13 protein-coding genes are annotated in these 12,508 nt (G+C 63.6%); 6 read left to right on the top strand and 7 right to left on the bottom strand.

The window, feature by feature from the left end:
- Positions 1-20: 20 nt before the first annotated feature.
- From IB235_RS00345 to IB235_RS00325, 5 genes are read right to left on the bottom strand one after another with little or no spacing between them, the layout of a single operon-like run.
- On the bottom strand, positions 21-1,367 hold the full coding sequence (locus IB235_RS00345) for a cytochrome P450 (protein ID WP_155037631.1): 1,347 nt from the start codon (positions 1,365-1,367) through the stop codon (positions 21-23).
- Entirely contained in the window at positions 1,364-2,563 is a 1,200-nt protein-coding gene (locus IB235_RS00340) for a hypothetical protein (protein ID WP_192334597.1), read from the bottom strand. The genes IB235_RS00345 and IB235_RS00340 overlap by 4 nt, the downstream gene beginning before the upstream one ends.
- A gap of 55 nt (positions 2,564-2,618) precedes the next feature.
- A complete protein-coding gene (locus IB235_RS00335) occupies positions 2,619-3,302 on the bottom strand; it encodes a M48 family metallopeptidase (protein WP_192334594.1) in 684 nt (227 codons plus the stop codon).
- A 27-nt stretch (positions 3,303-3,329) separates the two neighbouring features.
- Positions 3,330-4,511 (bottom strand): VWA domain-containing protein, encoded by a 1,182-nt coding sequence (locus IB235_RS00330; RefSeq protein WP_192334591.1) that lies wholly within the window; start codon positions 4,509-4,511, stop codon positions 3,330-3,332.
- The gene (locus tag IB235_RS00325; RefSeq protein WP_170297577.1) at positions 4,511-4,669 is read right to left on the bottom strand and encodes a hypothetical protein; all 159 of its coding nucleotides are present in this window, start codon (positions 4,667-4,669) and stop codon (positions 4,511-4,513) included. Before IB235_RS00325 ends, IB235_RS00330 begins: the two co-directional genes overlap by 1 nt.
- Positions 4,670-4,792: 123 nt before the next feature.
- On the opposite strand from IB235_RS00325, the gene IB235_RS00320 reads away from it, so the two are divergent.
- Positions 4,793-5,917, top strand: coding sequence for a Ppx/GppA phosphatase family protein (locus IB235_RS00320; protein WP_155037627.1), 1,125 nt, complete (start codon positions 4,793-4,795; stop codon positions 5,915-5,917).
- 1 nt (position 5,918) lies between these two features.
- Positions 5,919-6,686, top strand: coding sequence for an RlmE family RNA methyltransferase (locus IB235_RS00315; RefSeq protein WP_192334588.1), 768 nt, complete (start codon positions 5,919-5,921; stop codon positions 6,684-6,686).
- Positions 6,687-7,383: 697 nt separating this feature from the next.
- Here the strand turns inward: IB235_RS00315 and IB235_RS00310 are convergent.
- Entirely contained in the window at positions 7,384-8,469 is a 1,086-nt protein-coding gene (locus IB235_RS00310; protein ID WP_192334585.1) for an AraC family transcriptional regulator, read from the bottom strand.
- 100 nt (positions 8,470-8,569) lie between these two features.
- The gene (gene miaA / locus IB235_RS00305; RefSeq protein ID WP_192334582.1) at positions 8,570-9,469 is read right to left on the bottom strand and encodes a tRNA (adenosine(37)-N6)-dimethylallyltransferase MiaA; all 900 of its coding nucleotides are present in this window, start codon (positions 9,467-9,469) and stop codon (positions 8,570-8,572) included.
- 84 nt (positions 9,470-9,553) lie between these two features.
- On the opposite strand from miaA, the gene pyrH reads away from it, so the two are divergent.
- From pyrH to IB235_RS00285, 4 genes are all read left to right on the top strand, one after another.
- Positions 9,554-10,285, top strand: coding sequence for a UMP kinase (pyrH, locus tag IB235_RS00300; protein WP_155037624.1), 732 nt, complete (start codon positions 9,554-9,556; stop codon positions 10,283-10,285).
- An 81-nt stretch (positions 10,286-10,366) separates the two neighbouring features.
- Complete coding sequence (gene frr / locus IB235_RS00295; protein WP_155037623.1) at positions 10,367-10,930, top strand: ribosome recycling factor; 564 nt, start codon at positions 10,367-10,369, stop codon at positions 10,928-10,930.
- A 4-nt stretch (positions 10,931-10,934) separates the two neighbouring features.
- Complete coding sequence (gene uppS / locus IB235_RS00290) at positions 10,935-11,663, top strand: polyprenyl diphosphate synthase (RefSeq protein ID WP_155037622.1); 729 nt, start codon at positions 10,935-10,937, stop codon at positions 11,661-11,663.
- Positions 11,660-12,508 (top strand): phosphatidate cytidylyltransferase, encoded by an 849-nt coding sequence (locus tag IB235_RS00285; protein WP_192334579.1) that lies wholly within the window; start codon positions 11,660-11,662, stop codon positions 12,506-12,508. Before uppS ends, IB235_RS00285 begins: the two co-directional genes overlap by 4 nt.

Below are 12,508 nucleotides of genomic sequence, written 5' to 3'. Positions count from 1 at the left end.
ACCGTTTCACAAATACCCAATCAACGCTTCTGCAAGCGCAGGTGGATGCCGTTCTTGCCCCTGAGCGTCAGCCGCATGATCGGGATCGGCGGCGTTGACGGCGGATCGATCCGATAGCGTGCAACGATTGCGGCAAGGATCAGCGGCCCTTCGATCATCGCAAATCCTGCACCGGGACAGGCGCGACTGCCCATCGAGAAGGGCATATAGGCCTCGCGCTGACATTTGCGGCCATTGGGCGTGTCCCACCGGCCCGGATCGAAATCGTCGGGCCGTTCCCACAGCCTTTCGTGGCGATGCAGGTGCCAAGGCGACAACACAAGCTGCGCCCCTGCCGGAGCCTTGCGGTCGCGCAAAGTCTCGGCATGGCGGCATTCGCGCACGGTCATGGCGACCGGCGGGTATAGCCGCAGCGCCTCGCGGAAGACGGCGCGGGCGACCAGAAGATCCTTCATGCAGGCGAAATCCGGGGCAAGGTGCTGGTTTGCCTCGACCGCGATCTTCTCCTGCCATTCAGGATATTCCGCCAGCAGATACAGCGACCATGCCAGCGCCGAGGCGCTGGTCTCATGCCCGGCAAGGAAGAATGTCGCGACCTCGTCGATCATCTCGCGATCGGTGAAACACTTCTTGGTGACCGGATCGGGTGTGGTCATGATCCGGGTCGCCAGATCGGCAGGGGCGGTGCCGTCGCGGATTTCATCGCTGCGGCGCGCGATCAGATCGCGGATCAGATCACGGATGCGGCGGGCGCTGGCCTTGGCGCGGCGGTTATGCATCCGTGCCCATTGCGGCAGCGCCAGCAGTCCCCCCAGATTGACCATCGGCTGGGCATCCTGATGTTCCCGGAATGATGAGAAGACCTGCGCGGCGGTCTGATCCTCGATCGGGATCGAGAACAGGCTGCGAAAGATCACATCGGCGGCGACATGGGCGGCCTGCGGTTCAATGTCGATCTCGGTCCCGTCGGCCAGCGGTTCCAGCCGCGCCACGGCGCTGTTGGCCGCATCCCACATGGCCGGGAAGGCCTCGCGCGTGCGGCCACCCTCGAAGGCGAGGTCGATGATGCGGCGCTGATGCTTCCACGTCGCCCCGTTCGAGATGAAGCTGGAATTGCCCAGAAGCGGTTGCAATCCCGCCGCCATGCGCGGGGATTTGGGGAAATCCATCGGACGGCGGCGCAGGATCATGTCGATCAGCTTCGGATCGTTGCAGGTGAAGCTGTGGACGAAGGGGCCGCGGAATTCGGCCATCCACGCGCGATACAGCCGGTCGGATTGCGCCGAGAGGATGTCGCCACGGAAATCGCGGATGAAGCGCCAGACCGAGCCCTTGCCCTTGCGCGATTTGGGTTTGGGAGGAATCATATTGCGGTCCAGCCGTTCACGGCGCGGGAAATTCGTCCGGGTGAGTGCGTGCGACCGGCGAAGCGTTCGCCCAAGGTCTGCGGGCCTGCGGTGATCGCGAAATAGTCGTAATCCGCAGGCCGGTCAAAGGCGCACAGATACTGAAAATGCAGCCGAAACCAGCGATTGCGCAGTGATTTCTGCTTTTCAGGGGACAAGGTCTGCCGAAATGCCGCGGACAGGATCAGCGGTTGCCGCCGGTCGGGTGGCTCAACCCCGGATACCGCAACCGGATCGCAAAGCCCGAAGGAGCAGGCATCCCCCGGTGCGGTCACATCGATCCAGTCAAGCTCGGCCCGCGCCGACAGATAACGCAGATCGGCACGCAGCCGGTTCGCGCGGGGCAGGAATGACGCCATTGGCACGACTTGGCCCAGCGACAGGAAGGACAGCTTCGCGCCATCATCCGTCACCCGACCCGAGCGGATCAGATCGGCCAGAACCGAGACGCCCAGATACGCCCCGGAGCTGTGGCCAACGACCAGAACCTCGTCCCAATCCTGCTCAAGACAGGTGGCGATCCGGTCGGCAAACTGACCGATCCGCTGTTCCAGCGCCTCGGGGTAGGCACCACCGTGCTGGGCGGTAAAGGCATAGTCATGCATCAGGTAATGGACGAAGATCCGGCCATCCAGACGCTGCCACAGCTTCAACCCGACCCATGTCAGGATCAGCATGATCGGCACGCCAAGCCACCAACCCAGCCCGGTCAGGTGTCCGGCGGTCCAACCGATCAGCCCGCCGACCAGCAGGCTGCTCAGCAGTTGCAGGATCAGCGCCACCACGGGGTAAAGCGCGGCCAGAACCGGTCCGCGACGCAGGCGCATCATGCGAAACAGCGCGCCCGAGGTGATATATGTCCATGCCGTGCGCAAAAGCTGGCCATAGGTCGCCGGGATCGACTGACCCATCGAGGCCTGCACGATGTCGGTCCAGATCAGCACTTCGACCTCGGCTTCGCCGCGCCCGTCGTTGAAATCTCCGCTGACACCCCAGCCGAAGCCGGTGCGGTCCCGGCGCGATCCGAATTCCAGCTGATAGCCCGAAATGCGGGCCTGTTCGGCCCCCTCACGCTTGTAAAGCTCGCGGTAGCGGCGCGGTGGGATCGGGTCAAATCCGGGAATGTAAAGGACGCGGCGGCGAAAGGGACGGGTCATCTGCGCTCGAATTGCAATGCGCCTGCAGCATAGGTGAAAAGCCGCGTCGGGCAAGTCAGCGCGGCTGCCAACGTGATTCAAGTTTTTCGATTGCCGCAATCCGTGCATCGGTCCGGGGATGGGACATCAGCCATGCCGGAGAGGCACCGCGCGGGCCAGCCAGACGGTCCAGCTTGCGAAACAGGCTTTTCTGCGGCTCGGTCCCCAGCCCCGCCTTGATCATCAGGGCGCTGGCAAAGGCGTCGGCCTCGAATTCGTCCTGGCGCGACAGGCGGGCGGCGACGACGGCGGCGACCAGCCCGGCCAGCCATGCGCCAATGCCCGGAATGAAACGACCCAGCACCCCGGCCAGCACGGCGCGGATCACGTTCTGGCCCGCGAAATCGACCATGCGGCGGCGGGAATGGCCATGTGCGACATGGCCCAGCTCATGCGCGATGACCGAGGCCAGTTCCGCCTCGGTGACCTCGTCCCGGTCCAGCCGGTCCAGAAAACCGCGGGTCAGGAACACCCGGCCATCGGGGGCGGCCAGCCCGTTGACCGCCGGGATTTCATAGACATGGGCGCGGATCGGGGGCAGGTCCATCGCCTTGCCCAGACGCTGAAGCATCGGTTTCAGACGTGGGTGGTCCAGCGGCGTTGAACGGCTGTTCAACTCGGCCTTCAGCCGCCAGAGCGAGAAATACCACATCGCGGCGGCGTAAAGCAGGATCAGCAGGATCGGCGTGAAGCGAAGCATGCAGCGAATATGGGGCAGGGGCGGCGTCTAGCCAAGGACGCGCATCGCCTGCGTCAACCCTTCCAGCGTCAGGGGCTGCATCCGGCCTTCGAAAATCTCGTCGATCATCGCGATCGAGCGGGTGTGCCGCCACTGCTCCTGCGGGACCGGGTTCAGCCAGACATGGTCGGGCCAGGTCTCGCGCAGGCGCTGCAGCCATGTCTGGCCGGATTCCGGGTTCCAATGTTCGGTCGCGCCGCCCGGCGCCGCGATCTCATAGGGCGACATCGAGGCATCGCCAACGAAGATCGCCTTGTAGTCGCGCCCGTAGCGGTTCAGCAGATCCCAGGTCGGTGTCGTTTCGGTCCAGCGGCGGCGGCTGTCCTTCCACACGGCCTCATAGACGCAATTGTGGAAGTAGAAATGTTCCAGATGCTTGAATTCGCTGCGCGCGGCTGAAAACAGCTCGTCCACGCGGCGGGCATGATCGTCCATGCTGCCGCCGACATCCAGAAACAGCAGCACCTTGACGGCGTTGCGACGCTCGGGGCGGGTCTGGACGTCGATATAGCCATGCTCGGCACTGGCGCGGATGGTGCCGGGCAGATCCAGTTCCTCGGCCGCGCCATGCCGCGCCCATTGCCGCAGTCGCTTCAGCGCGACCTTGATATTTCGCGTACCCAGTTCGACCGAATCGTCGAAATCGCGAAACTCGCGCTTGTCCCAGACCTTGACCGCGCGGCGATGGCGGCTTTCGCTCTGGCCGATGCGGACGCCTTCGGGATTGTAGCCGTAAGCGCCAAAGGGCGAGGTGCCCGCCGTGCCGATCCATTTGTTGCCGCCCTGATGGCGACCCTTCTGTTCGGCCAGCCGCTCACGCAACCGCCGCATCAGCTCGTCAAAGCTGCCGGGGCCGTCGATAGCGGCGCGTTCCTCGGGGGTCAGCAGCTTTTCGGCCAGCTTTTCCAGCCATTCCTGCGGGATCGACACCTGATCCACCAGCGCCTCGACCGGAATGTCGTCCAGCCCGGCGAAAGCCTCGGCAAAGGCGCGGTCGAAGCGGTCGATATAGGCCTCGTTCTTGACCAGCGTGGCGCGGGCAAGGTGATAGAATCCCTCGGGTGTCCAGTCCGACAGCCCGGCCTGCAATCCGGCCAGCAGGTCCAGATATTCCCGCAGGCTGGCGGGCACTCCATGCCGGCGCAGACTGTCGAGGAAAGGCCGGAACATCAGGTCATCCGGTCAATCAGAACGGTCAGGAACAGGCCCAGAACCGCAAGGCCAAGCGCATGGGCGGCGGCGTATTGCATCCGGTCGAACCGGGCTCCGCCCAGCCGGGCCGCGCGACGCCAGCCGATCAGGGCGCCAAGAATGAGTGCAGCGATCACGATCATATTCAGCCAGATACCCCCCGAACTTCGCTCTGTCGAGGGCTTGGCACAACCGCAGCCCCTTGAACGCAATAGAGGCGCGGGTTAACTTTGTTACAACAAGTAATCGGAGGGCGTGCAATGACGCCCAGGCGTCCCGCGGGTGCGGACGCGATCCCGAGCAATACGGTCGAGCCTTTCGTCACCCGCCCGGCCGAGGACGGGCCGCTTTATGCGGCGCTGGATCTTGGCACCAACAGCTGCCGGATGCTGATTGCCCGCCCCGCGGGCAGTCAATTCCAGGTGGTAGACAGCTTCTCGAAACCTGTCCAACTGGGGCAGGGGCTGGAAGCATCCGGCAGGCTTTCGCGTTCCTCCATGGCGCGGACGGTCCATGCCCTGCAAGTGTGCCGGCGCAAGCTTGAGGCGCATAAGGTCACGCGCATGCGCCTGGTCGCGACCGAGGCATGCCGTCGCGCCCGCAACAGCCGCGACTTTCTGCGCATGATCCGGCGCGAGACCGGCTTGCCGGTCGAGATCATCGATGCCGAGGAAGAGGCGCAACTGGCCGTCATCTCCTGCGCGCCGCTGGTCAGCCACCGGACCGAGCAATTGCTGGTCGTGGATATCGGCGGCGGTTCGACCGAGCTGGTCTGGATCGACCTCGAGGATGTCGAGCCCAAGGAGCGCCCGCGTGCTATCATGCGGCTGGCTGATGATTTTCGCAGCCCGCAGCCGGGTGGCGCGCGGGTGGTCGACTGGATCAGCGTGCCCTTGGGTGTCGCGACGCTGCGGGATCAGTTCGAGGATGTCGAAGAGGACGAGGGCCGCTTTGCCCTGATGTCCTGGCATTTCGAGGAGATGCTGTCGGATTTCAGCCCCTATTCGCTGACGCAGAAGATCGAAGAGAATTTCCAGGTCATCGGCACGTCAGGCACGGTCACCACCGTCGCCGCCAGCCATCTGGGTCTGCGTCGCTATGACCGGACCAAGGTGGACGGGCTGACCATGACCTCGGCCCAGATCGACCGGGTGATCCGCGATTACCTGACGCTGGGCCCGGAAGGGCGGCGCGCCGATCCGCGCATCGGCCGAGAGCGTCACGCCCTGATCATGTCAGGCGCGGCGATCCTGCAGACCTTGATGCGCGTCTGGCCGACGACAAGATTGTCGGTTGCGGATCGCGGTCTGCGCGAAGGCCTGCTATATGCGCAAATGGTAAAGGACGGGGTGCTGGCCCCCGACGGACTGAACGGGGTAGCATGAGATGAGTGAAGGCAAGAAACCGGGCGGCACGAAGAAGACTTCGGGCCGCGGGCAGCGCGATCTGCGCGTAAGGGTGAAATCGGCCAAGGGGCGCAGGCTGTCGAGCACGCTCTGGCTGGAGCGGCAGTTGAACGACCCCTATGTCGTTCGCGCGCGGAAGGACGGCTACCGCGGCCGTGCCGCCTACAAGATCATGGAGCTGGACGACAAGTATCGCTTCCTCGTGCCCGGCGCGCGGGTCGTCGATCTGGGCTGCGCGCCCGGCGGCTGGTGCCAGATCGCCGTGCCGCGCGTGAATGCGCTGGGTGAAAAGTCAGGCAAGAAGATCGGTCGCGTTCTGGGTGTCGACCTGCAAGAGATCGAGCCGATCGCCGGCGCCGAGGTCCATCAGCTGGATTTCCTGTCGGATGGCGCGGATCAACAGGTCAAGGAATGGCTGGGCGGTCGCGCCGATGTGGTGATGTCCGACATGGCGGCCGCATCCTCGGGGCATAAGGGCACCGACCACCTGCGTATCGTGGCCCTGATCGAGGCCGCGCTGCATTTCGCCTTCGACGTGCTGGAGCCCGGCGGCACCTTTGTCGCCAAGGTCTTGGCCGGTGGCGCCGAGAACGAGATGCAGACCCTGCTGAAACGCCGGTTCCGCAAGGTTGCGAACGTGAAACCTCCGGCCAGCCGCTCTGATTCCTCCGAGAAATTCGTCGTGGCGCAGGGGTTCCGCGGGCGTGAAGACGATGTCGCCGCCGAGGCGGAGGCGGATGAGGGCTAAGGTTTTACCGAGTGTTCTTCCTTGGTCAAGGACGGCCGCGGGCGTGACAAGCGTGTCGAACTAAAAGGTCGTGGTCGGCGGCGATGCGGTTGCCTCGTTCAACGCGACGCAAAATGGGCAGGTGTGCGGGGGCCGTGACCCTTCGGGGGTGCTATCCCGCCCATCTGCTCCATTGTCTCGTTCACTTGTTGCCGATCATCAAACGCGTCATTTGATAGACTGAAGTTGGTCTTTAAGCGCTTCATCTTGAGGCTATTGGCGTCGCGCCCTCATGCAGCACGATCATCATGCAATTTGCTGGTGTTTGTGACAGCGTGCCTGTGGATATCGAGGCGTCCGTTCCTTGGAATATCCATCGCGATGACGAGGGCAACGACCGCTTCGCTTTGAACCGATTGCCGGTCTTGCTCGCGTGGCGAACGAGGGACCGTGTCCCGCGCTTCCTCTAGGTAAGTCTGTGATATCGACCATCTCTCGCTACATACGTACTACGCGCGGCTCAGATAGGCAGCGCATCGGCGCAGCGAGACATTAGAATGCCGCCGGGGGTACGATGGCTGGAGCCTTGCAGGGCATTGTCGTTTAATGCATCACCCGATGTACCGTCGTAACTCGCAGATTTGCCGATAAATGGTCATCTGACAGCGATGCTGCGCTAAGCACCGGGAAACCCCATCAGGAAGCACCCGGAAACCGTCTAGTCAGCCCCGTCAGCCCCGCTCCAAGCCATTGCGCGGAACGCCTCGGGGGTGCGGCCGGTGGCGGCGGTGAAGACGCGCATGAAATGGCCGATACCGCTATAGCCGATTTCTTGTGCGATCGAGTGGATGGGCATGTCGGTGTCGCGCAAAAGCTGTGCCGCACGTTCCAGACGCAGCGAATACAGCAGTTCCAGCGGGGTACGACCGCGGCTGTCATGGCAGGCGCGGTCAAGCTGGGCCTGCGTGCAGCCCAGTTCCAGCGCCATATCGGCGATTGTGCGGCCATCGGCCAGATGGTTCGCGGCAAGCTCAAGGAAGCTTTCGGTCAAGGGGCGTGCCACCAAGGATTGCAGATGATCGCCGTCCTGAACCTGCGGCTTGTCGACGGCGCGGGTCAGGGCAAGGGCCAGCAGCCCAAGATGCAATGCCGTGGCGCTTGAGGCTCTGGGTCCCAGCGCGCGATCCTGTCCCAATGCCTGGAAAGCCGGCTCCAACAGCGCCTCGTCCGCCGGATGGGGTGTGCCCTGACGAAAGGCCAGCGGAAAGCCGACCGGCAGTCCGATCCCCAGATTGGGAGGCAAAAGCAGCGCCCAGCCGTCAATATCGGCGGGCGGCTGGAACGAAAACGCTGTTCCCGACGGAATAAAGGCGATGCGCCCCTGACCGATAGGCTGACGTTTGCGCGGAAAGTCGATATCCGCGGACCCTCGGGTGACCAGCAGGATGACGTGATCGCCGCGTACCCGCGGTTGGGCCGAGATCGGTCTGGCCCCTTGCCGGTTCTGCGTCGCACCACCCCAGATGAAGCCCGACAGCGGCATCAGACGCAGGCCGTCGCTGCGCGCGAAGGGGCGCGAGGTCGGGGTTTGGGGCGCGCCAGCCGGCTCGGCCGAGGGGATGACGGGCAGGTCATGGGGCTCGGGCAGCGCCACCCCGGCATAGCCGCGCACCGGGCGCGGATCGGTCTGCGAGGGTTCGAGGATGACATCGGCATTGATCGCCGCGCCGATCAGTTTTTCATCAACCTCATCCTTCGGAGGGGAGGCGTTTCCCTGATCACGCGAGCGCAGTTTTCCGGTCATGCGAGTGCTTTCACGATTCGATGAGTCAAGGCTAACCCGGCTTTTTCGTCCGACTCATGAATAATCCCGTTGAGGTTGAAAATTCGTTAATCTGTTGCTGTCAGGATGCAGCATCCATACGAATTTCTCGCCAGTCCTTCATGCGTCCGCGAAAGAAGATCCGCTGTGATTTTGCATATTGGCGCGAGGCGATGATGGCTCTTTCGACAGCCTCGTCCAAGGTCGTCTCAACACGCAGATAAGCGATCAGTTCCGGTGCACCGATCGCTTTTGCCCAAAGTGCCGTAGGGTCCCAATGCGGCAACATGGCGCGAACCTCGTCCAAGGCGCCCTGATCCATCATCGCGTGAAAGCGCCGCGCGATCCGGTCGGCCAGCCAGTCGCGATCCGATGTCAGGACAAGTCTTTCCGATTTCTCGTGTGGAATCAGGGCGGGGCCGGTTTCGGCCTGCCAGTCGGTGATGCCGCGCCCGGTGGTCTGCAGGACCTCCCATGCACGCTGGACGCGGGCGGGGTTGCGCAGGTCGATCCGCGCGCGCGTCGGCGCGTCCAGATCCTCGACCATGCGGGTCAGACCATCCTCCATCGCGATCAAGGCATTGCCGCGCGCCCGCACGTGGTCGGGGACGGGTGGGATGACCGCCAACCCGCTCGACAGGGCATGCAGATACATCCCGGTCCCGCCAACCACGATCAGGCGCTGGCCGGTGGCCAGAATTTCGGCCACCTGATCAAGCCATTGGCCCACGGAAAAGCTCTGGCCCGGATGCATGTTACCATAAAGCCGATGCGGCGCGGCAGCCTCTTCCTCGGCCGAGGGGCGGGCCGAGATCACCCGCCAGCAGGACCAGACCTGCAGCGCATCGGCATTCACGATCACGCCGCCCTGTGCCTGCGCGATGCGGATGGCCAGCGCCGATTTTCCGCTTGCTGTCGGTCCCGCGATCAGCACATGCTTGTCGCAAGATATCGACGAAAGAATTTCCTGGGGCTGCGTCACTATGCCCGCATGCTCTGGCTGTTGAACATGCGCCCTGTTTGCGACATTTAGCGCCCCAATGAAATACTGAAAGGTTCCTCGGCGATGTCCTCCCTAATCCCGCAAGCTGGCAAATATTCGCGTGTGATGCTGAAGATCTCGGGCGAGGCCCTGATGGGCGACCAAGGCTACGGGCTGCATCCGCCGACTGTTGCGCGCATCGCCCAAGAGGTGAAGTCGGTCCATGACATGGGCGTCGAGATCTGCATGGTGATCGGCGGCGGGAACATCTTCCGCGGGCTGCAGGGCAGCGCGCAGGGCATGGAACGGGCCACAGCCGATTACATGGGGATGCTGGCGACCGTGATGAACGCGCTGGCTATGCAGGCCGCGCTTGAGGCCGAGGATATCCATACCCGCGTCATCAGCGCGATCCGCATGGACGAAGTGGCCGAGCCCTATATCCGCCGCCGCGCCGTCCGTCATCTGGAGAAAAAGCGCGTCTGCGTCTTTGCCGCCGGCACCGGCAACCCCTATTTCACCACCGATACCGCAGCCACCCTGCGCGCCAATGAGATGAGCTGCGAAGCCATCTTCAAAGGCACCAAGGTCGATGGCGTCTATGACAAAGACCCCAAGAAGCATGCCGACGCCAAGCGCTACGACAATGTCAGCTATGACGAAGTGCTGCAAAAGAACCTGGGCGTGATGGATGCCTCGGCGATTGCGCTGGCGCGCGATAACAACCTGCCGATCATCGTCTTCTCGCTGGACGAACCCGGCGGTTTCCGCGGAATTCTTGCTGGAGAGGGTACTTATACGCGGGTTCATGGCTAAAATACCCGCATAGGCTTTGCCTTGCCTGCCCCTCTCGGCTAAAAGCGCTGAAAACCACAGCACAGAAGGCCATGATCGAGCATGTCCGACGAGATTGAGATCGACACCGACGACCTGGAACGCCGCATGAAGGGGGCGATGGACAGCCTGCGCCACGAGTTCTCCTCGTTGCGCACGGGCCGCGCCTCGGCCAGCATGGTCGAACCCATCATGGTGGACGCCTATGGTTCGCCGACGCCGATCAACCAGATCGGCACGGTGAACGTGCCCGAACCGCGCATGGTGACCATCAACGTCTGGGACAAGGCGCTGGTCAGCAAGGCAGAAAAGGCGATCCGCGATTCGGGTCTGGGGATCAACCCGCAGCTGAACGGCACCATCATCATGCTGCCGATCCCCGAACTGAACGAAGAGCGCCGCCGCGACCTGACCCGCGTGGCCGCGCAATATGCCGAGCATGCCCGCGTCGCCATCCGCAACGTGCGGCGTGACGGCATGGACCAGATCAAGAAGGCCAAGTCCTCGGGCATGTCCGAAGACGATCAGAAGTTCTGGGAATCCTCGGTGCAGGAGCTGACCGACAAGATGATCGGGGCGGTCGATCAGGCGCTTGAGGCCAAACAGGCCGAGATCATGCAGGTCTGACCATATGGCCGATCCCGCAGCCAGACTGTCCGATACGAACATCGCCCGACCCCGACATGTTGCCATCATCATGGATGGCAACGGTCGCTGGGCGGTCAACAAGGGCTGGCCGCGGCTGGTCGGTCATCGCCGCGGCGCCGAGCGCGTCAAGCAATTGGTCCGGGCCTGCCCGGATCTGGGCGTGAACTGGCTGACGCTCTATGCCTTCTCGACCGAGAACTGGAAACGCACGACCGAGGAAGTGCTCGGCCTGATGGCGATCTTTGCCCGCTACATCGAACGCGAAGCCGACGGCCTTGCAGCCGAGGGCGTGCGGATGCGCTTCATTGGCGCGCGCGAGCGGCTGGATGCGCGCCTGCAGCGCCTGATGGCCGGGATCGAGGCGCGCACCGCCGGCAATACCCGCCTGAACCTGACCGTTGCGATCAATTACGGCGGCCGGGACGAAATCTCTCGGGCGGCGCAACGGCTGGCACAGCGCGTGGCGCGTGGTGAGGTGACGAACCCGACCGAGGCCGATTTCGCCGCTTGCCTTGATACTGCGGGTCATCCCGACCCGGATCTGGTGATCCGCACCTCGGGCGAGACCCGGACCTCGAATTTCCTGCCCTTTCAGGCGGCCTATTCGGAATATGAATTCACAGAAACGCTTTGGCCGGATTTCACCCCCGAACATCTGGCCGAGATCCTCGACCGCTTCAGCATGCGCGACCGGCGCTTTGGTAGCGCATGAGGGTGCCTGATACTCCCCCCGGAGGTCTTCGCGGCAAGTTGAAGTCGGGCCAATGGGCCGATCTGCGAACCCGGTTCGGCTGGGGCGCACTGCTTCTGCTGTTGGGTGTGCTGCTGCTGGTCTCATCGGGCATGTGGCTGCATTTCGGCGTCGCCATCGTGGTCGGGCTGATGATGTGGGAGCTGGCGCGGCTGACCGGCTGGCGTCACCCCGAGTTTCACAGTCCGCGCCACCCCGTCCTGATTGCCGTCCTGTCGGCGCTGGTCCTGATCGCCATGGTCGAACTGCCGGGCGACTGGCCGTTGATCCTGATCCTTGTTCCGATCCTTGCGGGCCTTCCGGGCACACATAGCCACGAACGCCGCGCCTATATCGCCTTCACCGCGACCATCCTTGGTGCGGGCTATGCGCTGGTCGTCCTGCGCGAGGTGATGGGCCTGCCCACCGTGTTGTGGATCGTGGCGACCGTCGTGCAATCGGATGTCTTGGGCTATTTCGTCGGGCGCAAACTGGGCGGGCCACGCTTCTGGCCCTCGATCAGCCCGAAAAAGACCTGGAGCGGCACCTTGGCCGGCTGGGTTGGGGCGCTGGTCCTCTCTGGCATCCTGTACGCCTTCGGCTGCGCCGGACCAGGCATCCTGCTGATCGGGCCGTTGCTGGCCATTGCCGGGCAGTTCGGCGACATTGCCGAAAGCTGGCTGAAACGCCGGGTTAGCGCCAAGGACAGTTCCGACCTGATCCCCGGCCATGGCGGGGTGATGGATCGCTTTGACGCGATGGCGGGTGCGCTGCTGCTTGCGTTGGTGCTGATGCTTTTCCATATCCTTCCGGAAATCGGAGGCTGA

Origin of the sequence: Paracoccus sp. PAR01 (assembly GCF_014851995.1) — a bacterium.
Classification (GTDB): domain Bacteria; phylum Pseudomonadota; class Alphaproteobacteria; order Rhodobacterales; family Rhodobacteraceae; genus Paracoccus; species Paracoccus litorisediminis.
The sequence above is the reverse complement of the archived record's forward strand: the minus strand, read 5'-3'. Positions and strand labels throughout refer to the sequence as shown.

Excerpts from the sequence above, each read along its gene's own strand:
- IB235_RS00345 (WP_155037631.1), bottom strand. The coding sequence starts at position 1,367 with ATGATTCCTCCCAAACCCAAATCGCGCAAGGGCAAGGGCTCGGTCTGG.
- IB235_RS00340 (WP_192334597.1), bottom strand. The coding sequence starts at position 2,563 with ATGACCCGTCCCTTTCGCCGCCGCGTCCTTTACATTCCCGGATTTGAC.
- IB235_RS00335 (WP_192334594.1), bottom strand. The coding sequence starts at position 3,302 with ATGCTTCGCTTCACGCCGATCCTGCTGATCCTGCTTTACGCCGCCGCG.
- IB235_RS00330 (WP_192334591.1), bottom strand. The coding sequence starts at position 4,511 with ATGTTCCGGCCTTTCCTCGACAGTCTGCGCCGGCATGGAGTGCCCGCC.
- IB235_RS00320 (WP_155037627.1), top strand. The coding sequence starts at position 4,793 with ATGACGCCCAGGCGTCCCGCGGGTGCGGACGCGATCCCGAGCAATACG.
- IB235_RS00315 (WP_192334588.1), top strand. The coding sequence starts at position 5,919 with ATGAGTGAAGGCAAGAAACCGGGCGGCACGAAGAAGACTTCGGGCCGC.
- IB235_RS00310 (WP_192334585.1), bottom strand. The coding sequence starts at position 8,469 with ATGACCGGAAAACTGCGCTCGCGTGATCAGGGAAACGCCTCCCCTCCG.
- pyrH (WP_155037624.1), top strand. The coding sequence starts at position 9,554 with ATGTCCTCCCTAATCCCGCAAGCTGGCAAATATTCGCGTGTGATGCTG.
- frr (WP_155037623.1), top strand. The coding sequence starts at position 10,367 with ATGTCCGACGAGATTGAGATCGACACCGACGACCTGGAACGCCGCATG.
- uppS (WP_155037622.1), top strand. The coding sequence starts at position 10,935 with ATGGCCGATCCCGCAGCCAGACTGTCCGATACGAACATCGCCCGACCC.
- IB235_RS00285 (WP_192334579.1), top strand. The coding sequence starts at position 11,660 with ATGAGGGTGCCTGATACTCCCCCCGGAGGTCTTCGCGGCAAGTTGAAG.